This window comes from Halomonas denitrificans, from assembly GCF_003056305.1.
GTDB classification, from domain to species: Bacteria; Pseudomonadota; Gammaproteobacteria; order Pseudomonadales; family Halomonadaceae; genus Halomonas; species Halomonas denitrificans.
The window spans coordinates 38,675-60,295 of record NZ_PYVX01000004.1; the positions used below are offsets into that span (position 1 = coordinate 38,675).

General features: G+C 61.7%; 20 protein-coding genes. 8 read left to right on the plus strand and 12 right to left on the minus strand.

Annotation, left to right across the window (positions count from 1 at the left end):
- The first annotated feature begins 334 nt into the window (after positions 1-334).
- Positions 335-1,798 (plus strand): alanine/glycine:cation symporter family protein, encoded by a 1,464-nt coding sequence (locus C9F13_RS11905; RefSeq protein ID WP_108446493.1) that lies wholly within the window; start codon positions 335-337, stop codon positions 1,796-1,798.
- Positions 1,799-1,889: 91 nt separating this feature from the next.
- Here C9F13_RS11905 and C9F13_RS11910 read toward each other — a convergent pair whose 3' ends face one another.
- The 10 genes from C9F13_RS11910 to C9F13_RS11950 all read right to left on the minus strand — a co-directional run bounded on the left by C9F13_RS11910 (position 1,890) and on the right by C9F13_RS11950 (position 14,295).
- The gene (locus C9F13_RS11910; RefSeq protein WP_108446494.1) at positions 1,890-2,366 is read right to left on the minus strand and encodes a YbhB/YbcL family Raf kinase inhibitor-like protein; all 477 of its coding nucleotides are present in this window, start codon (positions 2,364-2,366) and stop codon (positions 1,890-1,892) included.
- A 194-nt stretch (positions 2,367-2,560) separates the two neighbouring features.
- Positions 2,561-2,842: a hypothetical protein gene (locus C9F13_RS11915; protein ID WP_108446495.1), complete on the minus strand. Its 282-nt coding sequence runs from the start codon at positions 2,840-2,842 to the stop codon at positions 2,561-2,563.
- 237 nt (positions 2,843-3,079) lie between these two features.
- Positions 3,080-3,973, minus strand: coding sequence for a dihydrodipicolinate synthase family protein (locus tag C9F13_RS11920; RefSeq protein ID WP_108446496.1), 894 nt, complete (start codon positions 3,971-3,973; stop codon positions 3,080-3,082).
- Between the two features lie 88 nt (positions 3,974-4,061).
- Complete coding sequence (locus C9F13_RS11925) at positions 4,062-4,475, minus strand: hypothetical protein (RefSeq protein ID WP_108446497.1); 414 nt, start codon at positions 4,473-4,475, stop codon at positions 4,062-4,064.
- Positions 4,476-4,586: 111 nt separating this feature from the next.
- The gene (locus tag C9F13_RS11930; RefSeq protein ID WP_108446746.1) at positions 4,587-7,952 is read right to left on the minus strand and encodes a DEAD/DEAH box helicase; all 3,366 of its coding nucleotides are present in this window, start codon (positions 7,950-7,952) and stop codon (positions 4,587-4,589) included.
- On the minus strand, positions 7,939-8,814 hold the full coding sequence (locus C9F13_RS11935) for a Hachiman antiphage defense system protein HamA (protein ID WP_108446498.1): 876 nt from the start codon (positions 8,812-8,814) through the stop codon (positions 7,939-7,941). The genes C9F13_RS11930 and C9F13_RS11935 overlap by 14 nt, the downstream gene beginning before the upstream one ends.
- Before the next feature lie 222 nt (positions 8,815-9,036).
- Positions 9,037-9,759, minus strand: coding sequence for a hypothetical protein (locus C9F13_RS17505; RefSeq protein WP_157955194.1), 723 nt, complete (start codon positions 9,757-9,759; stop codon positions 9,037-9,039).
- 535 nt (positions 9,760-10,294) lie between these two features.
- Complete coding sequence (locus tag C9F13_RS11940) at positions 10,295-11,782, minus strand: CoA-acylating methylmalonate-semialdehyde dehydrogenase (protein WP_108446499.1); 1,488 nt, start codon at positions 11,780-11,782, stop codon at positions 10,295-10,297.
- A 295-nt stretch (positions 11,783-12,077) separates the two neighbouring features.
- Complete coding sequence (locus C9F13_RS11945; RefSeq protein ID WP_108446500.1) at positions 12,078-13,361, minus strand: M24 family metallopeptidase; 1,284 nt, start codon at positions 13,359-13,361, stop codon at positions 12,078-12,080.
- A 52-nt stretch (positions 13,362-13,413) separates the two neighbouring features.
- Positions 13,414-14,295 (minus strand): HalD/BesD family halogenase, encoded by an 882-nt coding sequence (locus C9F13_RS11950; RefSeq protein ID WP_108446501.1) that lies wholly within the window; start codon positions 14,293-14,295, stop codon positions 13,414-13,416.
- 105 nt (positions 14,296-14,400) lie between these two features.
- Between C9F13_RS11950 and C9F13_RS11955 the strand changes: the two genes are divergently transcribed.
- Entirely contained in the window at positions 14,401-15,285 is an 885-nt protein-coding gene (locus tag C9F13_RS11955) for a LysR substrate-binding domain-containing protein (protein WP_108446502.1), read from the plus strand.
- A 98-nt stretch (positions 15,286-15,383) separates the two neighbouring features.
- On the opposite strand, the gene C9F13_RS17510 is transcribed toward C9F13_RS11955, so the two are convergent.
- Positions 15,384-15,677 (minus strand): hypothetical protein, encoded by a 294-nt coding sequence (locus C9F13_RS17510; protein WP_157955195.1) that lies wholly within the window; start codon positions 15,675-15,677, stop codon positions 15,384-15,386.
- 175 nt (positions 15,678-15,852) lie between these two features.
- A complete protein-coding gene (locus C9F13_RS11965) occupies positions 15,853-16,815 on the minus strand; it encodes a GlxA family transcriptional regulator (protein ID WP_108446504.1) in 963 nt (320 codons plus the stop codon).
- A 181-nt stretch (positions 16,816-16,996) separates the two neighbouring features.
- On the opposite strand from C9F13_RS11965, the gene C9F13_RS11970 reads away from it, so the two are divergent.
- The 6 genes from C9F13_RS11970 (at position 16,997) to C9F13_RS11995 (ending at position 21,588) form a co-directional block, all read left to right on the plus strand.
- Positions 16,997-17,245 (plus strand): hypothetical protein, encoded by a 249-nt coding sequence (locus C9F13_RS11970; protein WP_108446505.1) that lies wholly within the window; start codon positions 16,997-16,999, stop codon positions 17,243-17,245.
- 181 nt (positions 17,246-17,426) lie between these two features.
- Positions 17,427-17,675, plus strand: coding sequence for a DUF2188 domain-containing protein (locus tag C9F13_RS11975; protein ID WP_108446506.1), 249 nt, complete (start codon positions 17,427-17,429; stop codon positions 17,673-17,675).
- Between the two features lie 116 nt (positions 17,676-17,791).
- On the plus strand, positions 17,792-18,640 hold the full coding sequence (gene nfo / locus C9F13_RS11980; RefSeq protein ID WP_108446507.1) for a deoxyribonuclease IV: 849 nt from the start codon (positions 17,792-17,794) through the stop codon (positions 18,638-18,640).
- Between the two features lie 141 nt (positions 18,641-18,781).
- On the plus strand, positions 18,782-19,777 hold the full coding sequence (locus tag C9F13_RS11985) for a TRAP transporter substrate-binding protein (RefSeq protein ID WP_108446508.1): 996 nt from the start codon (positions 18,782-18,784) through the stop codon (positions 19,775-19,777).
- Positions 19,778-20,332 carry a TRAP transporter small permease gene (locus C9F13_RS11990; protein ID WP_245888773.1) on the plus strand — a complete coding sequence of 185 codons (555 nt, stop codon included), beginning with the start codon at positions 19,778-19,780 and terminating at the stop codon, positions 20,330-20,332.
- On the plus strand, positions 20,329-21,588 hold the full coding sequence (locus C9F13_RS11995; RefSeq protein WP_108446509.1) for a TRAP transporter large permease: 1,260 nt from the start codon (positions 20,329-20,331) through the stop codon (positions 21,586-21,588). Before C9F13_RS11990 ends, C9F13_RS11995 begins: the two co-directional genes overlap by 4 nt.
- Positions 21,589-21,621: the final 33 nt, after the last annotated feature.

The following is a 21,621-nucleotide window of genomic DNA, read 5'->3' on the forward strand; positions in this document are numbered from 1 at the left end:
TCCTCACGCACGTCCGCCGCCCCGGCACCAGGCTCCGCCTTGCGAGTTCCTCCTGCTCGACTTCCCCGTTTCGCGCCCCCTGCGCGCTCATTCGCCTCACGCCTGCTGCCCACGCCAAGCATCGCGCCGCACGCGGCGACAGGCCGTTCGTGCGCTCGCCCCCGGGCCTCAACGAACACCGAAGCCCCCTTCGGCAGCAACAACCTGCTGTTACCCGACGATAGACGGAAGATCTCTACGCGAATAACGATATTTTCAGTGATCCTTGCCATTTCTGCCCATTCATGAAGAATGACGCCCCGAATTCATAGCGCATACGGGCAATCACAACACCATGGACCTCACCCTCCCCTCGTTCTTCACGGACTTCGTGGCCGCCGGTAACGGCCTGATCTGGGGCAGCCTGCTGATCTACCTGCTGATCGGCGCCGGCCTCTACTTCACCGTCATGACCCGCGGCATCCAGTTCCGGTACTTCGGGCACATGTTCAAGCTGCTGCGCCACTCCCGGGAGGCCGATGGCGGCATCTCCTCCTTCCAGGCGCTCTCGACGAGCCTCGCGGCCCGGGTCGGCACCGGTAACCTGGCCGGCGTGGCCGTGGCCATCTACTTCGGCGGCCCCGGCGCCATCTTCTGGATGTGGATGACGGCACTGGTCGGCATGGCCACCAGCTTCATCGAGTCGACCCTGGCCCAGGCCTACAAGGTCGACCACGGCGACCGCACCTACCGCGGCGGCCCGGCGCGCTACATCGAGCGCGGCCTCGGCTCGCGCTGGCTGGCGGTGGCCTTCTCGGTCTGCCTGATCATCGCCTTCGGCCTCGCCTTCAACAGCGTGCAGTCCAACTCCATCGCCCAGGCCATGCAGGAGGCCTTCGCGCTGCCCACATGGAGCGTCGGCTTGGCGCTGGTCGTGGTGGTGGCGCCGATCATCTTCGGCGGCCTCAAGTCCATCGCCCGGGTCGCCGAGCTCGTGGTGCCGCTGATGGCGGTCCTCTACCTGCTGCTGGCCGTGGTGGTGGTGATGCTCAACGCCTCGGAGCTCCCGGCGGCGTTCATGACCATCATCAAGAGCGCCTTCGGCCTCGAACAGGCCGCCGGCGGCGCCATGGGCTACGCCGTGGCCCAGGCGATCATGAACGGCATCAAGCGCGGCCTCTTCTCCAACGAGGCGGGCATGGGCTCGGCGCCGAACGCGGCCGCCACCGCCTCCACGCACCCGAACCATCCGGCCGCCCAGGGCTTCGTGCAGATGCTCGGCGTCTTCCTCGACACCCTGGTGATCTGCACCGCCACCGCCGCCATCATCATCATGGCAGGCCCCGAGCTGCTGGCGAGCGACGAGGCCAACGGCATCCAGCTCACCCAGATCGCCCTCTCCCAGCAGGTCGGTGACTGGGGCGGCCAGTTCATCGCCATCGCGATCCTGCTGTTCGCCTTCACCTCGGTGATCGCCAACTACTCCTACGGCGAGTCCAACATCGAGTACCTGGCCGGTCCCAAGCGCGCGGCGCTGGCGATCCTGATCTATCGCCTGGCGGTGCTTGCCATGGTGATGATCGGTGCAGTGGCGAGCCTCAAGCCGATCTGGAGCTTCGCCGACCTCTCCATGGGCCTGATGGCGCTGATCAACCTGGTCGCCATCCTGCTGCTCTCGCCGGTCGCCTTCGCGCTGTTCCGCGACTACGAGCGCCAGCTCAAGGCCGGCCAGGAGCCGAGCTTCGACCCCGACCAGTTCCCCAAGCTGGCCGGTAAGGTCGACCGCAAGGCCTGGCCGGGTAGCGGCAAGCGCGACTGATCACGCAATCGCCCCGGAAACGAAAAACGCCACGGCTGAGCCGTGGCGTTTTCGTTGGGGGGAGCGACGGGTGCGTCGCTAGGCGTGGCGATCAGTCGCGGCGATAGCTGCCGACCAGGCGGTTCATGCCCAGCAGATGCGGCTCGAGCTTCTCCAGCAGCTCCGGCAGGGTCAGCCCCTCGGGCAACTCGGTAACCGTATCCAGCGCCAGCACCCAGAAGTAGTAGAGGTGCACGCCGTGGCCTTCCGGCGGCATGGGGCCGCCATAGCCAAGGCTGCCGGTATCGTTGACGCCGGCGGTGCCCACCGTGGTGGCCTCGTCGAGCGCGGTGACGTCGGCCGGCAGGTTATAGAGCAGCCAGTGCACGAAGCCGTAGCTGCCGTTTTGCACCAGCGGGGCGTCCGGGTCGTGGCAGATCACCGCGAAGCCCTTGGTGCCCTCGGGGGCGTCGCGCCAGGCCAGCGCCGGCGACACGTTCTCTCCCTCCCCGGTGTGGCGGGTGGGAATCGCCTCGTGGTGGGCGAAGGCAGTGCTGGTGAGCTGCATGCTCGAGGGTGCAAAGGCCATGGGGCAACCTCCTCTGTCGACGTGTCGGGTAAATGCTCGAGCGTCATGGCACGAGCCGCGACGCTCTCCTCACTGCATGATGGTCAAAGGCGACGGATTCAACCCGGGCGGCAAACATCCAGGCACCCTGGCGCCCCATCCCCACGGACTCTCTCTCGCCCTGCCCCCTTCGCGCCGCTCCCGGCCGGGGCGGATCAGGGCGTGAACTCGCCCAGCATCCGCAGGGTATCGACCTTCAGCCGATCCTCCTCCATGGCCTGCCGCGCCTCGTCGGAGGCCATGAAGGCCTGGAAGCGCTCCATGTCCGGCACCTCGAGGATCAGCCCCACCGAGTTCGGGTGCTCGGGATTCTTGAAGGTGCGGGCGGAGACCCCGATCCGGGCGAACATCTCATGCCGGCTGCCCGGCCCCTCCTGCCACGCCTTGGCCCAGTGCTCGCCATCCTCGACCTCGTGAAACACGATCAGCGTAGACATCGCTTGTCGCTCCTCTGACGCGTATGACGCGAACGCCACGTCCCGACGGCGACGCCGCAAGGTATCCGACTGTGTCGGCCGGTGCCGACCCGGTGGCCACGAGGCGCCGCCGTCGTCATGGCTAGCCCAAGAATAGGCCGCTGCCCCCACCGCCGCCTCGGCTTCGGATCGGCGAGCGGCATGGAAAACGTCATCGAAAAGCACCAGGGCGACACGGCGGCCTCCCGGGCCCATCCGTCAGGCGAGACGCCACTCCTCGAGCAGCGCCGCGAGGCGCCGGCGCCCCGCACCGCCCAGCGGCTTGAGCGGCAGTGGCAGGCACGGCGCCTCGACGAGGCCCGAGAGCTCTGCGGCGGCCGCCATCACCCGCAGGCTGCCGCCTTGCTCGGCGAACAGCGCCCACAGCGGCTGCAGCCGAGCCGAGAGCCGCGCCGCCTCCTCGGCATCCCCCGCCTGGGCCGCGCGGGTGATCTCAAGCGCCGTGGCGGGAAAGAGCCCGCCGATCACCGAGTACCAGACCTCGCAGCCGGCGTTGAGGCCGGTGGCGCCGAAGGCATCGCCGCTGACACCGAGCGTTACGTGATCGGGCAGCCGCGCGCGAAGCCGCGCCACCCGTGCTCGCGCCGCCTCGGGCTCGGCCGGCACGCCCGGGATCTTGATCGAGGCGACGTTGGGGAGCCTGGCGATCTCGCCATGCAGGTCATCGCTGAACGAAAACCGCGTGGTGCCGGGGTTGTCGTAGACGCAGAGCGGCACCGAGAGCGCCCGGGTGACCGTCTCGTAGAGCCCGTACACCTCGTCGTCCGTGAGCTTCTGGTAGGACACCGGCGCCAGCAATACCCCGCGCGCGCCAGCGGCTTGGGCATCGTCGGCCAGCGCAAGCACGTCGCGGGTGCGCAGTGCGCCGATGCCCGCCATGACCGGCACCTCTCCGGCGTGCGCCACGGCGAGTTGGACCACCCGTGCCCGCTCGGCCCGGGTCAGGTAGGCGTAGTTGCCGGTGGAACCCAACACGCCGATGGCATCGACCCTGGCGGCGACCAGCCGCTCGATCAGGCGCACGAAGGCGGGCTCGTCCAGGCCGCGCTCGTTCATCGGGGTCAAGGGAAAGGCGCTGAGGCCGGTAAACATGCGGGTGGCTCCCGTGGTGGTGCAATCGAGGACTCGGCGCGAGCGAGGCGGCGTCGGGCCGCCCGCCTAGCCCGGTTTTTCCAAATCGTCAGTAGGTCACGCGAATATCGTGGTGGCGCACGAAAGTCTCCGCATAGAGGCTCGCCGCCACCGTGCCGACCGAGAGCGCGAAGGCCACGACGAAGCAGGCGGCGACGGTATGGGAGAAATCCGCCATGTTCAGCGCCAGGAAGGAGATCGCCACCGCCAGCACGAACATCGCGATGGCGGCTTTATTCACCAGGAAGTGCATGGGGATCTCGAAGGCCCAGACCTCCTCCCGGGTCTTGAAGCCCGACAGGCCGACGCAGGCGTACACTAGCGCCAGCAGCACGCCCACTATGAGCAAGGTGACGACATAGAGCAGCGGCTTGCCGTCGGCCCAAAGCGAGTAGCCCAGGAAGACGGCGTACCCGGCGCAGGCCAGCCACGCCGCCAGCAGGGGAAGTATGATCAGACCCATGGGGGCTCCATTGATTTTTCTAACGCGGCGCTCTGCGGCAAATTTGGAGCGCAGCGGATAATTTGTCCGACAGCAGCGCCTTGTTATGAGATTCCAAGTTCATCAATAGGATTACTCTTCTAGTTGAGCACGGGGGTCTCTCAAAATTATTTCATAACTCCCATCATTATTTCTTTCAAATGCAACCCGGTAATCATTTGCAACTTCTCGAAATGGAAGTTCGTGATTAGAGCCAACAAGCCGTTTTTGTCGCCCGTCTGGAGTGCAAAGATACTCTCGTTGTTCAATGCTTCGAGGTAGAAGAACGGGTGGTTCTCCATCAAACCCATTAACAGTAAACCTTCTGAATTTAGTTAGTCTGTCTGGAGTTGATGCATGATTGATTCGATGCAGGCTTAACCAATTCTTGGAATGATCGCTAACAGTTTTATTTAAGGCCTCTAAAATATCAGGTCTTCTTAAGCGGAGACGCACTTGTCTTAGGCTATTCCCTAAATCGACACCTGAATTGGCGATTTCAGTTGAGGCCTTTCGAGATCTAATGCCAGATAGAAATACCCAGCAAGCCAATAGTGAAGGTAGTCCCATTTCGACGAGGATCGCTACATTGCTTAGGGTGTCTGATTCTTCTTCCAGGCCAATACTTTTTACCTGTTGAGATGCTGCATGTATTAGCCAAGGAAAAGTGAATCCATAAACTCCTTTGCAAATTTCATCGGCGCCGTCATTGAGTAAAGTAATTTCACGCATCGAGGTTCCTGACAGCCATAAAGACCTTATACTATTAAACGATTCTTTGGATGGTGCGTCCTGAATAATAGTACTTGCGTTTTGTATCGACCAATCTTCTAGCCAATTTAAAAAGGAAAGTATCGAATCAATACTGTATTCTGAGATTGACACTGCCTGTGCATGAGTAGAAAAAGCGGCTATATCAAGAAAAAGCTTAGACGCAACAGATATTGGTAGGCCTGATGAGCCATATGCCTTCCTTTGAGCCCTGTCAGGGATAGACCGTATCAGATAGCTTGCTCGCGTACTTAAGAGTTGAATCAGTTCGTCCGAGCCCAATCCTGTATCTGCATTTGCCTGCAATGAAGCTAATGAATTCCGAAAAAAATCATCAACCCATAGTTCAGGCTGCAAGTTGTTTGGATTGATTATCTCGTCTTCCTGGATCGTTAAAAGGCTGTCGTCAACAAGATCTAAAATGTAATGGAATCCCTCCTGAGATTGCTCTTCAAGGGTTGTAAAATCATTCTCAGCAATCATGGCAAGGAGTTGTTCAAAATTGAGTTGATGTTCATCAGAGATGCGCTTCAATAGATTTAAAGCAAAAAGAAGGCCGCTCTGTACCTCGTTGCTATTTTGCTGGTTAAAAAAATAGTTTGCTAACGCAAGATCTTTTCGAACTTTCCAATCTTCATTTGTTCGGTCGATCGCATAAAGAATTTTCCCTTCGCCATCTACGAACGCGCGGCCAGCCCTTCCGCATATGTTCCAAAAGTCTCGGTGATCAATTGGATCTTTGCTCTTGAAAGGAGTAGAAACAATGACAGATGAGATTCCAATGTTTACTCCTTGTGCCAGAGTAGTTGAGGCAATAACTAGCTTCGGCGCGAAACTTCGCATCAACCTCTCTATTGCGAGACGGGTCTCTGGGGGAAGTCTGTTGCTATGGCAGATAATGCCTTTACGTGCTGCGTGAAGCTCTATGGCGTCTTCTCCCAGGTCTTCTACGCATGTGGCTTCAAATAAATCCCATTCGAGCTGTGGCCAATTATGATTCGGGGCGTCTTCTCCCATCGCAGTTAAGGTGGAGGAGGCAAGGCCTGGAATGCTGTTAGCGCGTGCTGAAAAAATCATCACAGGCCCCACGGCACATAAGCGTATTGCCGAAGCTGCAATAGCTTCTCCTTTGTTTGAAGGAAAAGGTTTTCGTCTGCCTTTCCATCTTCCAGTGACATGATCAAATTGCCGATTGCACTCTATTTGTTGCACGAATCTTGGGTTAAATGACTCATATTCGCCGCGCCAATCTATGCGAACATTATTTCCTTGCCATTGCAATATGCCGAATCTTTCAGAGGACGGCTTCCAGTTTGATCTGGCGACATTATCTGGATTTTTTGTTAGCCAATTTGAAATATCGTCTGAGTTGGGAAGAACAGCGGAAAGCATTAAAATTCTGGAATTATTCCTGTTAGAAAGTACTCGAAGATGGTCTAGAAAAAGTTCATTTTTTACATACCTTTCGTTAGCGCCTATCAGGTGACCTTCGTCAACGATTATTAGGCCAATTTGAGATATTAGTTCAGGGCTCGCCCTCAACATTGCACGGTTTTTTTCAGGAGTAGCTATGGTAATGCTCGATGACTCAGCGAGTTGGGTATCCGCTCTGCTCAACCTGAATCCGCCATACAGATGTGATACGGGAAATCCTAGAGGGTCAAAGGTTTTGCTTAATGTTTGCTCAATTTCGATTGCCAACGACCTGAAAGGTGCCAAATAAAGAACTTTGGTCCCCGGGTTACCTAGCAATGTTTGGAGTATGGCAAGTTCGGCCACTCGGGTTTTTCCAGCACTAGTGCGCATATTCACTACGGCACCGGGAGTCGCAGAGTCGAGAGCTTGATCTAGTGCTTCAATTTGTGATGTCCACAATTCAGTGATACGGTTCTTATCAAAAGCTAATAAGCGTATATATTTTTTTATAATATCTTCATCGCCATACAGTAAGGGCACTAGCCTGGACCATAGCGAATCATCTAAATTTCCGGCCAGCATCAACCTTAATAAGCGCATTATGAGCCAGTGCGAGGGGGAGTCATAATCTGACGCCAACTCGACTCCACTAGAAAGAAGTTGATCTATGGTTTCAGGAATTCTATCGTCACCTGATGCAAAATATTCTAGAGTGAGGCTCAGTGCTCGTGAGCATATCAATGCAACAGCGTGATCAAGAATGTCGTGGTGGGATTCAAACCTTGTAAGGTCGTCGAGTAGAAATTTATTGGTTAATAAAATTACCTGTTCAGGTTTCTTTCTTATAAAAGCAGAGATGATTTCTGCTATATCAGATTTAGCCTCGATTTTTCTAATGCTTACAAAAGCACGAGAGTACTGGCCTGCGGCATAGAATGCCATTGCCGATATCAAAACGTGAAAGACACTTGATGTGCTCTGTTCTGTATGGGGTTGATTTACGTTTCCAAGTAAACCAGCACCAAGCTCCAATGCCTTAATCGCGTCATCAGTCCATTCTTCTTCAGCAATGCTAATGGCAGCAGCCAAAATCGAGTATGCCGATATAGTCACTTTATCTTGCAAGGATGGGTCGAAGTTAGGGAAGTTGTCTTGAATTTCTCCAACTTCATATAGCAGGTGGCTGGCATTTGATTGGGCAAAAAGGTTTGAAGTTCTATCGGCTTGAAAGCTTTCAATTATTCTTTGCGCGGTTTCTCTAGGGATTGCCATGCGCTTCCTCCTCAATCCCGTCAAAACATGCAGTAACTAGTTCGTTGGGTTTGGATATGGCCAATGAGATCATGACGAGTTCGCGTATATTGCTATCTGCATGAGCATTTATTGGATTGGCACTATTTTGATTGCTTAGAAGTATCCCGGCATAATTTAGATCGAGGTTTCCATTGGCCATATACAGAGCGCAGCTTTCTACTTGGTCAGCTAACGCATTCTGACCAGATTCATATAATCGATCGGCTACAAACTGTAGGGAAGCAGGCAACCCTCCATGGTAAGAACTATTAAGTCCCTTAATTATTTCTTCGACGGCTTTTTTGGATGGTACACCTCTGAATTTAGCTTCTCCGATTATTATTCGGGGTCTTCTGCCCCGAAAGTCAAATGCTAAGACATCATCTCCCTTCATGGATTGCTCAACGTTTGGATTGTGCCTTAATCGATAGACTGGAAGATCAGCCCCAGACGAAGCACTAATATATTCAGCTAGAAAAACTTCCGTTAAGTTGCCTTTCTGTGTATCTGAGTGAGTTGGAAAACGCTGAACATTAGCATCATCGAAGGTATAGCCGAGTTCTTTTAGCGAGGCAATCCTTCTGTTGTCTCGCGCTATCATTTCTGGGCTTGCGTGATGCCCAATCAGCTCGGGCCTTAGCACTTGAACAGCATCGACAACCTTTTCGTCAGGAAGTAATAGGGCACGATGCGCAATATTTTTAGCAGTGACTAAATCTGTAAATGTAGTGAAGCCACCAAATTTATTCCCAGTGGGATGTTTACCTAATATGCTTTCGTGTTTTGATTTATGCTCCACCGCCTTCTTCTTGGCCGGTACTTTTTTCAGCGGTTTTGACATTTCTATTCTTCCGTTTCGTTAATAATATTCTTCAATATAGGCATAAAATTTTTCGACTATCCCTTCAACTTTTCCAGCTTCAAACTAGCGGTGACTATCCTTTTTAATCCCGGAGGATAGTTTTAAGCCATCGCTGAATTCAGCTCCAAATATGTTAACCCAGCGAATGAGGCTCATAACGCTTAAATCAGGTGCGCCGCAGGCGTCACCTGGATTTACTTGTTATACGCATTTTTCACTAGACTCAACAAAGCTTTTAATTTTATCGAACTCTTTACCCATTGCTCGAACCCAACTATTTGCTGGGTGACTAAACTTAAATACATCAAAAACATCATACATATCATCAGTAATATTTTTGTATGTCCCTTTTACGACGATATAAGATCGAAGTGCTAACTCGATCGAGAAAGGATGCAATGAATAATTCATTGCTTTTCCTAACTCATTAGTCAGAGTTATGTTTTCAGGAAAATGGTCACCGAAGCCAGAGTTGTAAATCAAGTCATTCCCATTTGGGGTGATAAGTGCATTATCTAATTTCACATGGTAGGCATTAGCATTCGGGCCAGCACAATACGGGATATCAAAGAAGACCTTTTGATCATCAATTTCTTTGACCGAAATACCTCTGTTGCAAATATCAACAAACGGTTTTTCTATTTTATTGTTTGGAGAAATTAATTTTTCTGCCTCCATTTTAATTTGGTTCATTCGCTCCCAGATAGTTAGAGCAACGGCGATAAATATTAAAAGTAGCCCAAGTGGAACTGATGGGTCTGAGGCTTCCAAGGATAAATATTTATTTAATGCTGCAGAAATATATTTATCGAAAAAAGGAGCAGATCCTAAAATACTTACTCCACTAGCCAGAAGGGTAAGAATTACCTTTCCAATGATTGTTCCTTTGAGCAATTTAACCAACTCTAAAATAAAAGACTTCAATTTAACTCCCATGTATGGAATGCGTATAACAGTGATTAGACTGCGTGCTCGTATAAGAACTTGAACGTGCGCGCGCGCATAACAATATTATCTTGCAGACCGAAATATTCCTAAGCCATTGATTTTAAAAGTCATTAACAATAGCTCGGCCACATAACGCCAATCATCGTGCATGCCACATAACAAGGACGAACGAGCCTGCGGTCTTTCACGCAGTTGCCGTTATGAGCTGCGCCCGGACAAAGCCCCTGCGAACTCGCCTCTGTAAATGCCGCCCCACGCTACCGCCGGGCAATGCCTTGGCGGGCACCGCCTTCCTGGCCGCCGTGATCCGGGGTGGACCACGCCCCCTTCCCTGGGGGCTCAATGTTTAAGTGCCCCCTAATCTAGCGTGCCTTGGCGCGGAAAAACATGCGCCTTTCCGGGAAGCGACCGGAAAACGACCGTGCGTCATCCAGTTGAAGCACATAAAAACGCCCGCCCCGGCTTGCCGGGGCGGGCGTGGTACTTGGCCGCTATAGGCCGGTCAGCGCGTTCAGGAGGGGAAGCTGAACTGGGCGCTCTCCTGGGCGCTGCGCTCGGGCCAGCGCTGGGAGATGGCCTTGCGGCGAGTGTAGAAGCGCACCGCGTCGGGGCCGTAGGCGTGCAGATCGCCGAACAGCGACTCCTTCCAGCCGCCGAAGCTGTGGAAGGCCACCGGCACCGGCAGCGGCACGTTGATGCCCACCATGCCGACCTCGATGGCATCGGCGAAGCGACGCGCGGCCTCCCCGTCACGGGTGAACACGCAGGTGCCGTTGCCGTACTGGTGGGCGTTGATCAGCGCGATGGCCTCCTCATAGGTATCGACGCGCACCACGCAGAGCACCGGGCCGAAGATCTCGTCGCGGTAGATACCCATCTCCGGGGTCACCCGGTCGAACAGGGTGGCGCCGAGGAAGTAGCCCGGCGAGCCCTCGACCAGCGGATGCGTGCGGCCGTCGACCACCAGCTCCGCGCCGGCGGCCACCCCCTGCTCGATGTAGCCGGCGACCTTGTCGCGATGGGCGGCGTTGACCAGCGCGCCCATGTCGAGGCCGCACTCGGTACCGGGGCCGATCTTGAGCGTGCGGGCCTCAAGGGCGAGCCGGTCGACCAGGGCATCGGCGGTGTCGTCACCCACGCAGACGGCCACGGAGATCGCCATGCAGCGCTCGCCGGCGCTGCCGAAGGCGGCGCCGATCAGGGTGCTGGCGGCGTTGTCGAGGTCGGCGTCGGGCAGCACCACGGCGTGGTTCTTGGCGCCGCCCAGGGCCTGGACGCGCTTGCCGTTCTCGGCCCCGCGGCGGTAGATCGACTTGGCCACCGGGGTGGAGCCGACGAAGGAGAGCGCGCGCACGTCGGGGGCGTCGATCAGCGCCTCGACCGCCTCGCGGTCGCCGTGCACCACGTTGAAGATGCCCCGCGGCAGGCCCGCCTCGTCGAGCAGCTCGGCCATCTTGATGGCGGCCGAGGGCACCTGCTCGGAGGGCTTGAGGATAAAGGCGTTGCCGCAGGCGATGGCCATGGGGTACATCCACAGCGGCACCATGGCCGGGAAGTTGAACGGCGTGATGCCGGCGACGATGCCGAGCGGCTGGTGGTTGGACCAGGTGTCGATGCCGGGGCCAGCGTTATGGGAGTACTCGCCCTTGAGCAGCTCCGGCACGCCGCAGGCGTACTCGACGTTCTCGATGCCGCGCTTGAGCTCGCCCATGGCGTCCTCGAGCACCTTGCCGTGCTCCTCGGCGACCAGGCGGCAGATCTCGTCGGCGTCGCGCTCGAGCAGCATCTTGAAGCGGAACATCACCTGGGCACGCTTGGCCGGCGGCAGGTCGCGCCAGGCCGGCAGCGCCTCGCGGGCGGCGGCGATGGCGCGCTCCACGGTGGCCACGTCGCCCAGGGCGACGCGGCGGATCGCCTCGCCGGTCGTCGGATTGAACACGTCGATCCTGCGCTCGCCGGCCACGCGGTCGCCGGCGATCCAGTGGTTCACGTCTGTCATGGGGTCTCTCTTGAATTAGCGGGAAGACGCACGGTGGCGTCTTCCTGGAACGTATTTCATTACGGAGCCGATGAGCTTTGCCGGCGACAAGCCCCGGGGTGCCGGGCCATCGCGAGGGCGCTGTAAACCCTTCCCTGGGCGCTACTTTTGCCCTGCGGCGCTCTCGCGTCCTGCTCCGCTTGCAGGTCCTGTGCTGGCCATCCATGGCCAGCCCGTTCGGAGCAGTGCTCCTCACCCAGGGCAAAAGACCCTCGCTTCGCCTTGTCCCCGGCGCTCATCGAGCCAGGCGGGGCCGTCAGACCTCCCGGTCGAGCAGTGCCTCGTCGAACGGGTAGCGCGAGAGCTTCTCGATGCCGGTCTCGGTGACCAGCACCTCCTCCTCAAGCTTGACGCCGTCGGCGGCGCCGACCTCACCGATGTAGCTCTCCACTGAGACCACCATGCCGGGCTCGAGGATGCCGTCCTTGGAGAAGCGGTCGAAGTCCATGTGATGGGCGACCAGCGGCGTCTCGCCGTGCATGCCCACGCCGTGGATGATCGACGGGTAGCGGCGATCGAGGAAGCGCTCGGGGATCTTCCAGGCGCTCTCGGCGATCTCGCGATAGCTCATGCCGGGCTTGAGGATGCCCATGTTGTGGTGCACCTGGTCGTAGGCCATGCGGTAGAGGCTCTTCTGGTAGGCGCTCGGCTTGCCCGGGCCGACGTGGAAGGTGCGCGAGAAGTCGGAGTAGTAGCCGTGGCAGCCGATGGTGTCGGTGTCCAGCGCCACCAGCTCGCCGGGGCGGATCACCCGGTCGCTCGCCTCGTTGAACCAGGGATTGGTGCGCGGGCCCGAGGAGAGCAGGCGCGTCTCGATGAACTCGCCGCCCTGCTTGATGATGTTGCCGTACATGGTGGCGAACAGGTCGTTCTCGGTGACGCCAGGCTTGATGGCGGCCTCCACCTCGGCCACGGCGGCCTCGGCGCCGGCCATGGACTGGGCCAGGCAGGCGATCTCTTCCGGGGTCTTGATGCGCCGGCAGTGCAGGGTGTCCTGCATGCAGTCGTAGACGTCCAGGCCCTGGGCCTCCAGGGAGCGCGCCAGGTTCAGCGCGCAGCGGTCCAGGCCGATCTTCTTGTTGCCGCAGCCGTGCTCCTCGATCAGCTCGGCGATCTCGATGCCGAAGGGGTCGGACGACAGGTTGTCGCGCTGGTTGACCGCCGACCAGACCACCTTGGAGGTGCGCGACTCGTCGATGGTCTCGAGCCAGGTCGAGACGTGGGCGCTGCCCGGGTACTCGAAGAGGATCACCGGGCCGTCGAGGGGCACGTAGATATAGCGCGTGGAGTTGCGCAGGAAGTAGCCGAACATGTTGCGCGAGCCGGTGGCGTAGCGCTGGTTGTAAGGGTCGAACAGCACCACCGCGGCGTAGCCCTGCTCGGCCATCATGGCGCGCAGGCGCGCCAGGCGCCCGGCCCGCAGCTGCTTCGGGTCGAAGGCGGTGGGGATGCTGTCGCCGTTGGCCATCGGGGCCGAGGGGATCACCGGGATGTTGTCCGGCTCGTGGTCGGTCAGCTTCTCGAAATCGACGATGCTCATGTCAGGGTCTCTTCTTGGAAAGGGTCGAGGGCGTTGGAGGGGACGGCCAGGCTCAATCGGCCAGGGCGTCGCTGCGCTCCATGCCCTCCTCGAGCAGGCGCTCGTGGACCGGGGCCATGCGGCCGAAGATGCGCTGGGCACGCTCGGGGCGACCGATGAAGCCCGGCTCCTTGGCGTAGGCGAAGATCACCGTGTGGCGCTCCTTGTCGCCCTCCACCGGCGTGACCCGGTGCAGCGAGTAGCGACCGAAGAAGATCTGCAGATCGCCGGGCTGAAGGTCCAGCGACTTGAGCCGCGAGCGGTCGCCGTCGATCACCCGCTCGACCTCGTCGAAGTTCTCGCCCTCGGGGCTGCGGATGCCGGGGGCGTACTCGAAGCGTCCGCCGCCGTGGGACTGGCGGGTCATCATGGTGACGATGAATTCGTTGGTGTCGTAATGCCAGGGGTGCTGGCAGCCCTCGCGCAGCACGTTGATGACGAGCCCCGCCAGCGGATCGGCGTAGGGGTGGATCTCCTCCTCCCCCACCACGCCGGCGATGAAGCGCTGGAAGCCGCCGTGCTGGTAGACCTTGCGGATGATGGTGTCGTCGTCGATGCAATCGCCGGCGACGAAGCCGTTGGTGCGGTCGTCGAAACGGTTCATGGGGTGGCTCGCCGGCAGGCTCGGGTCGCCGGCGCTGTTGTAGGGGTTGGTCTCGGTCTGGTTGTAGTGCGCCTCGGGCGAGAGCCGCTCGGTCTCGCGCTCCAGCCGCGCCAGCGCCTCCTCCGGCACGAAGCCCTTGAGCACCACGCAGCCGTCGTGGCCGAGCTGGCGGCGGCACTCGGCGATCATCTCGCGGCCGCGCGCGCCGTCGAGGTCGTGGATCGGGTAGCGCTCCAGGTCGATCAGGCCGTGAAGTGAGGCGTCGTCTTCCTGGATGAGGGCGTCTTGCATGGCGGTTCTCCTGCCTGACTCATAACGTCTGGACAGGGTAGTGAGCCGAGTTTAATAATAGAAATGAATGGTTCAGATAAAATGCATTGCAAGGGCTCATAGATCATGGACACCGACCTGCTTCGCGCCTTCGTCACGGTGGCCGAGTGCGAAGGCTTCAGCGCCGCCGGCAAGGTGCTGCACCGCACCCAGTCGGCGGTCAGCCTGCAGATCAAGCGACTCGAGGATCAGATGGGCGAGACGCTCTTCGAGCGCACCAGCCGCAGCGTGGTGCTGACCACGCCGGGCGGTCGCCTGCTGCCCTACGCCCGGCACATCCTCAAGCTGCAGGACGAGGCGCGCCAGGTAATGGGGGTGGATCGCCAGGGCGAGCTGATTCGCCTGGGCACCTCGGAGGAGCAGGCCAGCACCTACCTGCCCGAGCTGCTGCCGCGCTTCTCGGCGCGCTTCCCCGAGGTGCGCCTGGAGGTGATGTGCGGCATCAGCGGCTCGCTGGTCAACGACTTCCAGGAGGGGCTGCTCGACGCCGCCCTGGTGGTGCGCCACGGCCCTACCCACACCGGCCGGCTGCTGGGGCGCGAGCAGATGGTCTGGGTGGTGGCCGAGGACCGCGCCATCGACGACTGGGAGACCCTGCCGCTGGCGCTCAATCCCGAGGGCTGTACCTTTCGCGCCCACGCCTTCGCGGCGCTGGGCGCCTCGGAGCGCCGCTGGGACGTGCGCTATTCCAGCCAGTCGCCCACCGGCATCAACCTGCCGGTCCAGGCCGGGCTCGCGGTCACGGTGAAGACGCCGCGCAGCATCCCCGAGGGCTGCCGCATCGTCGGCGACGACGAGGGCCTGCCTGCGCTTGGGTACGTCGAGATCGAGCTGCACCGCACGCCGGGCGCGTCCAGCGACGCCTTCACCGCCTTCTGCGACGAGCTGGAGGCGATCGTCACCGGCACCGACTCGCTGGAGTCCCTCGAGTATGTGGCGAGCGTAGGCTGAGGAGAAGCGGAGAGGGTTACCGCCAGAAAGCAGAGGGATAGAAATGAATCACCCCCGGGCGGGCCGGGGGTGATCGTCAGTGCGGGCGTGCCGAAGGATTACTCCTGGCTGGCCGCATCCACGCCGCTATCCGGGGCGACTTCGTCGTCGTCCAGGGAGGCGTCATCCGGGGTCTCGACCTCGACCTCGTTGGCGCTGTCGACGCCGCCCTCTTCGACGACCGTATCGTCCTCGAGCATGCCGTCGTCCTGGGCCGTGCCGTCGCTGACCTGGTTGGCGGAGTCGACGCCGGTCGGCTCGGCCATGGTCTCCTCATGCTGCTCCGCCAGGGCGGCGCCCGACATCATCATCACAAGCGTCAGGGCTGATGCGGTGATCGTGATGCGTTTCATGGGGGTACCTCTCATCCGGTGAATGGTACGTGGCGCATTCATCATCTTTTACGAATGCTATACACAACCTATTCAAATATTAGACACGACGCAACCCCTGCAGATCGGGTGTCGGTCATCCGTCCCCCAGGGGACATCACGTCACCGGCCCGTGTTCCTTCCCCCGCCGGCGCGCTCACTGGCGGCGCGCCACCCGCGGCGAGACGCCGAAGTGCGCCCTGAAGGCGCGGGCGAAGCTCGAGCCGGAGGTGAAGCCGCAGGCCAGCCCCACCGAGAGCACCTCCATGTCGGTGTCGACGAGCAGGTGGCGGGCGCGCTCGAGGCGCAGCTTGAGGTACCAGGCGCGGGGGGTGCTGTCGAGGTGCTGCTCGAAGAGGCGCTGCAGCTGGCGCAGCGACACGCCGCTGCGGCTGGCCACCTCGGCGAGCGGCAGCGGCGTCTCGAGGTGGCGCTCCATCAGCGCCACCGCCTCGACCAGCCGGCGGTGGTGCACCCCCAGGCGCCGGGCCAGCGACATGCGCTGCTGGTCGCGCCGGGTGCGGATCCGCTCGTGGATCAGCTGCTCGGAGACGTCGATGGCCAGGCGCGAGCCGTGCCGGCGGGCGATCACCTCCAGCACCATGTCCATGGCCGCCGTGCCGCCGGCGCAGGAGAAGCGCCGCTGGCCGAGCTCGAAGAGCTCGTCGGAGGTCTCGATGGCCGGGAAGCGCTCCTGGAAGGCCGGCAGGCTCTCCCAGTGCAGGGTGACCCGCTCGCCCTCCAGCAGGCCCGCCTCGGCCAGCAGGAAGCCGCCGGTGTCGAGGCCACCCAGCACGCAGCCGGCCTGGTCCAGGCGATGCAGCCAGGCCATCAGCGGGCGGCTCAGGGTATCTTCCGGGCCGAAGCCGCTGCACACCGCCAGCGACGGCAGGTGGTGCACGTCGCCGATGGCGCGATCGGCCAGCAGGGTCATGCCGTTGGAGGCGGTGACCGGGGCCCCGTCCTCGCTGATCAGTTGCCAGTCGAAGAGCGGTCGCGCCGCGATGCGGTTGGCGATGCGCAGCGGCTCGACGGCCGAGAAGAAGGCCATCATCGAGAAGCGCGGCAGCAGCAGGAAGCCGACGGCTTCGGGCAGCAGCCCATGGTAGTCCAGACGCAAGCTACGACTCCTTTCGAACGATCGGTCCCCCTTCGACAGCGGGAGGCCGACCGGGATGCGTGTCCACGGCGACGAGGATACCCGCTGGGCGTCGCGGGATCACGACACGCGCTCCCCCCTCGCCTCGGGAGCCGGCGGACGGCTAGACTGGACGGCACATCTCCCGAAGCGAGGCGTCGCCGTGTCCGAGCATGAACGCACCATCCTGGCCTTCGACGAGGCCGGCAACGAGTACTTCATCGACGTGTTCGTCAGCGTCCGCGATCTCTCCGACCTGCAGCATGCCGGCGCGGCCAGCGGCGGCCTGCCCGCCTTTCGCACCCGCGAGGGCCACGCCGTGACCCACCTGGGCGGCGGCGAGTTCGCCGTGACGGTGCCCGGCGAGGAGGAGACGCTCACCGTCCGCACCCAGGATTCCGACTTCGTGTGACCCGTTGGCCGGGCCCACGGGAAGGCCGCGCCGGCGCCGGGCGCCGCACCCGGCGGATGTCGCGGGTCGGCAAGCGCATGACGCGCGCGAATCATCTTGCCGTCCGCTCGCGACCCCGGGGAGCGCTATACTGAAGGTTGTGCCCATTCGGTATCCCTACCGCACAGGAGGGACGACTGTCATGCCTTCATCAACCCATCACGTGACCCCCAATCCCAAGGGGGGATGGAGCGTTCACCGACACGGCGGCAAGCGCGCCAGCCGGCATTTCGCCACCAAGAAAGCCGCCGAGGCCTACGGCCGTCAGGTCAGCTTCAACCAGCAGACCGTGCTGATCATCCATCACGAGGACGGTTCCAGGACGGCCCCCAACGAGGCCTCCGCGGACCGGCCCAAGGCGCGTCGGCAGAGCTCGACCCAGCGCCACTGAGGCGCCACACGCCCGACCCTGCTTGCCGACAGGCGACCGGCCATGCCCCGACACGACGGCTGCGGTAGACTCCCCTTCATCATGCATCACTGATCTAACCGGTGAGGGGGACACCCATGAACTATCTCGGCGCTCACGTCAGCGCGGCGGGCGGGGTCGACAAGGCGGTGGAGCGGGCCGTGGAGATCGGCGCCGACGCCTTCGCCCTGTTCACCAAGAACCAGCGCCAGTGGCAGGCCAAGCCGCTGGCCGAGGCGACCATCGAGGCCTTTCGCGCGGCCTGCGAGACGCACGGCTTCGGCCCCGGGCAGATCCTTCCCCACGACAGCTACCTGATCAACCTCGGTCACCCGGAGGCCGAGGGGCTCGCCAAGTCACGCGCCGCCTTCCTCGACGAGTTTCGCCGCTGCGAGGCCCTCGGTCTCTCGCTGCTCAACTTCCACCCCGGCAGCCACCTGAGAAAGATCAGCGAGGGCGATTGCCTCGCCCGCATCGCCGAGTCGATCAACCTGGTGCTCGCCGAGACCTCGGGCGTCACCGCGGTGATCGAGAACACCGCGGGCCAGGGCAGCAACCTCGGCTGGCGCTTCGAGCACCTCGCCGAGATCATCGACCAGGTCGACGACAAGACGCGCGTCGGGGTCTGCATCGACACCTGCCACGCCTTCGCCGCCGGCTACGACCTGCGCACCGAAGCGGCCTGCACCGCCACCCTCGACGAGCTCGACCGGGTGGTGGGCCTCGACTACCTGCGCGGCATGCACCTGAACGATGCCAAGAGCGAGTTCGCCAGCCGGGTGGATCGCCACCACAGCCTGGGCCAGGGCAACATCGGCCTGACCGCCTTCACCACCCTGATGCGCGACCCGCGCATCGGTGGCATCCCCATGATCCTCGAGACCATCGACCCCTCGATCTGGGCCGAGGAGATCGCCTGGCTGCGCGGCCAGCAGGCGAACCGCTAGCCGCCTTCCCGCCCTCTTCCCGGTCCGCGGGCCCGTCCGCCGCCCGAGCCGGGCGAGCTGGGCCCCGGGCGGTCCAGTTGACCCTCGACACCGGCCTCGGGCATGCTCAGCAAGCGATTGACTGACCAAGGAAAAACGATAATGAAAGGTTTTGCACGCACCACGCTGGCACTCTCCGTCTCGCTGGCCATGAGCGCCGGCGCCCAGGCCGCCGCCTTCGACGACATGGACCCGGTCACGCTGCGCCTGGCCCACGTGGTCAACGAGCAGGACGGCTTCCACATCGCCGCCGAGAAGTTCGAGGAGCTGGTGGAGGCCCGTACCGAGGGCAAGGTGGACATCGAGCTCTACCCCAACGCCACCCTGGGCGACGAGCGCACCCTGCTCGAGGCGATGCAGATCGGCGCCGTGGACATGGGAGTCATCACCAACGGCCCGGTGGCCAATTTCGTCGAGGAGATGGCGGTCTTCGAGCTGCCCTTCCTCTTCCCCTCCCCGGAGGCGGCCTATGAGGTGCTGGACGGCCCGATCGGCCAGGAGCTCCTCGACCGACTGGCCGAGGTCAACCTCAAGGGCCTGGCCTACGCCGAGCGCGGCTTTCGCAACCTGACCAACAGCGAGCGCCCCGTGACCTCCCCCGAGGATCTCGAGGGGCTGCGCATCCGCGTCATGGAGAACCCGGTCTACGTCGACACCTTCCGTGAGCTGGGCGCCAACGCCATCCCCATGGCCTGGACCGAGGCGCTGACCGCCATGCAGCAGGGCACCATCGACGGCCAGGAGAACCCGGTCAACGTGATCCATTCGTTCAAGCTCAACGAGACCCAGGACCACATGACCCTGTCGCGCCACACCTACGCCCCGGCGATCTTCGTCATGGGCATGCCGGCCTGGAACCAGCTGCCCGAGGCGGCCCAGACGGTGATCGACGAGGCCGCCCAGGAAGCCGCCGAGCACGAGCGGCGCGTCAATGCCGAGATGGCCGCCGAACAGCTGGCGGCGCTGCGCGAGGCCGGCATGCAGATCGTCGAAGAGCCCGATATCGCGGCCTTCCAGCAGGCCGTGGCGCCGGTCTACGAGCAGTACGGCGAGCAGTTCGGCGACTACCTGCCGCGCATCCAGGAGGCGCTGAAGTAAGTGTCTCGTCCGCTCCTGTCCGTGCTGACAGCCGCGCTGACGTTCCTGCACCGCACCGAGCGCCTCATCGACGCCGCCCTTCGCCCCGTGGTCTTCGCGGGCATGGCGGCACTGATCGGGGTGATCACGCTGCAGATCGTCTCGCGGGTGTTCTTCCAGGCGGTGGGCTGGACCGAGGAGGTGGCCCGTTTCCTGCTGGTCTGGATCACCTTCCTCGGCGCCACGCTGGCCTTCCAGCGTGGCCGCCACATCGCCGTGACCTTCCTGGTCGATGCCCTGCCCGGCCGGCTCTCGCGACTCGCCCGCATCGCCGCGACGCTGGTGGTGCTCGGCTTCATGATCGCCCTGGTGAGCATCGGCTGGGAGTACATGCAGGTGCAGAGCTTCCAGAAGTCGGCCTCGCTGCGCCTCTCCATGACCTGGATCTACGCCGTGATGCCGCTCTGCGCCGCCCTGATGGCCTGGTATGCCGTCGTCGACCTGGTCGGCCTGATCGCGACCGGCGACGCCGATGGTGATATCGACCCCCGTCGTCCCGAGGATCCTCCGGCATGACCGCCCTGCTCTTCGTGCTGTTCTTCGTCTTCATGCTGCTCGGCGTGCCGGTCGCCCTGGCCATCGGCGCCAGCACCCTGCTGGCCCTCCAGGCCCAGGGGGTACCGCTGATGGTGGTCACCCAGCAGATGTTCCAGGGCATCAACTCCTTCGCCCTGGTGGCGGTGCCCATGTTCATCCTCGCCGGCGACCTGATGGCCCAGGGCAAGGTCAGCGAGAAGCTGGTGGCCTTCGCCGATGCGCTGTTCGGCTTCCTCAAGGGCGGGCTCTCCGTCGTCTCGGTGGGCGCCGGCATGTTCTTCGCCGCCATCTCCGGCTCCGGCGCGGCGACCACCGCTGCGGTGGGCTCGAGCCTGGTGCCGGAGCTGCGCAAGAAGGGCTACGAGCCCGCCTCCGCGGCCAGCCTGATCGCCGCCAGCGGCACCATCGGCGTGGTGATCCCGCCCTCGGTGCCGATGATCATCTACGCCGTGATCGCCCAGCAGTCGGTCTCGACGCTGTTCCTGAGCGGCATCCTGCCCGGCATCGCCATGGGGCTGGGCCTGGCCACCATCGCCATCGTCCAGGCCTACCGCCGCCAGTACCCGCGCGGCGCCGCGCTCTCGGCGGCGACCATCTGGCGCACCTTCAAGAGCGCCAGCTGGGGGCTGGCGACGCCGGTGATCATCCTCGGCGGCATCTTCTCCGGCATCTTCACCCCCAGCGAGGCGGCGGTGGTGGCGGTCAACTATGCGCTGATGGTGTCGCTGTTCGTCTATCGCGACCTCGGCATCAAGGACGTCTACCGCATCCTGATCCGTTCGGCGATCACCACCTCGGTGATCATGCTGGTGATCGCCACCTCGGCGGTGCTCAGCTGGACCCTCTCCAGCTGGCAGGTGCCCGGCGCCATCGCCCAGGCGGTGCTGTCGCTCTCCACCGACCCGCTGGTGATCATGCTGCTGGTAGTGGCAGTGATCCTGCTCACCGGGGTGTTCATCGAGACCGCCAGCGCCCTGATCATCCTCACGCCGGTGCTGCTGCCGCTGGTCACCCAGCTCGGCATCGACCCGATCCACTTCGGCCTGATCATCGTGATGGGGCTGGCCATCGGCATGATCACCCCGCCGGTGGCGATCAACCTCTACGTGGCCTCGTCGGTCACCCGGCTGCCGCTGGAGCGCATCACCCGCGCCATCGTGCCCTACCTGCTGAGCCTGGTCGCGGTGCTGTTGCTGGTGGTCTACGTCCCGATCCTGCTCGGCCTCTCCGGCTAGCAGAGCCGGCACGCCTCATCCCAAGGAGTCCCG

Bases quoted from the DNA above. Each gene is read 5' to 3' on its own strand.
- C9F13_RS11915 (WP_108446495.1), bottom strand. From the start codon at position 2,842: ATGTCTACGCTGATCGTGTTTCACGAGGTCGAGGATGGCGAGCACTGG.
- C9F13_RS11995 (WP_108446509.1), top strand. From the start codon at position 20,329: ATGACCGCCCTGCTCTTCGTGCTGTTCTTCGTCTTCATGCTGCTCGGC.
- C9F13_RS11940 (WP_108446499.1), bottom strand. From the start codon at position 11,782: ATGACAGACGTGAACCACTGGATCGCCGGCGACCGCGTGGCCGGCGAG.
- C9F13_RS11950 (WP_108446501.1), bottom strand. From the start codon at position 14,295: ATGCAAGACGCCCTCATCCAGGAAGACGACGCCTCACTTCACGGCCTG.
- C9F13_RS11920 (WP_108446496.1), bottom strand. From the start codon at position 3,973: ATGTTTACCGGCCTCAGCGCCTTTCCCTTGACCCCGATGAACGAGCGC.
- C9F13_RS11910 (WP_108446494.1), bottom strand. From the start codon at position 2,366: ATGGCCTTTGCACCCTCGAGCATGCAGCTCACCAGCACTGCCTTCGCC.
- C9F13_RS11975 (WP_108446506.1), top strand. From the start codon at position 17,427: ATGCCTTCATCAACCCATCACGTGACCCCCAATCCCAAGGGGGGATGG.
- C9F13_RS17510 (WP_157955195.1), bottom strand. From the start codon at position 15,677: ATGAAACGCATCACGATCACCGCATCAGCCCTGACGCTTGTGATGATG.
- C9F13_RS11935 (WP_108446498.1), bottom strand. From the start codon at position 8,814: ATGTCAAAACCGCTGAAAAAAGTACCGGCCAAGAAGAAGGCGGTGGAG.
- C9F13_RS11925 (WP_108446497.1), bottom strand. From the start codon at position 4,475: ATGGGTCTGATCATACTTCCCCTGCTGGCGGCGTGGCTGGCCTGCGCC.
- C9F13_RS11945 (WP_108446500.1), bottom strand. From the start codon at position 13,361: ATGAGCATCGTCGATTTCGAGAAGCTGACCGACCACGAGCCGGACAAC.
- C9F13_RS11930 (WP_108446746.1), bottom strand. From the start codon at position 7,952: ATGGCAATCCCTAGAGAAACCGCGCAAAGAATAATTGAAAGCTTTCAA.
- C9F13_RS11955 (WP_108446502.1), top strand. From the start codon at position 14,401: ATGGACACCGACCTGCTTCGCGCCTTCGTCACGGTGGCCGAGTGCGAA.
- nfo (WP_108446507.1), top strand. From the start codon at position 17,792: ATGAACTATCTCGGCGCTCACGTCAGCGCGGCGGGCGGGGTCGACAAG.
- C9F13_RS11905 (WP_108446493.1), top strand. From the start codon at position 335: ATGGACCTCACCCTCCCCTCGTTCTTCACGGACTTCGTGGCCGCCGGT.
- C9F13_RS11985 (WP_108446508.1), top strand. From the start codon at position 18,782: ATGAAAGGTTTTGCACGCACCACGCTGGCACTCTCCGTCTCGCTGGCC.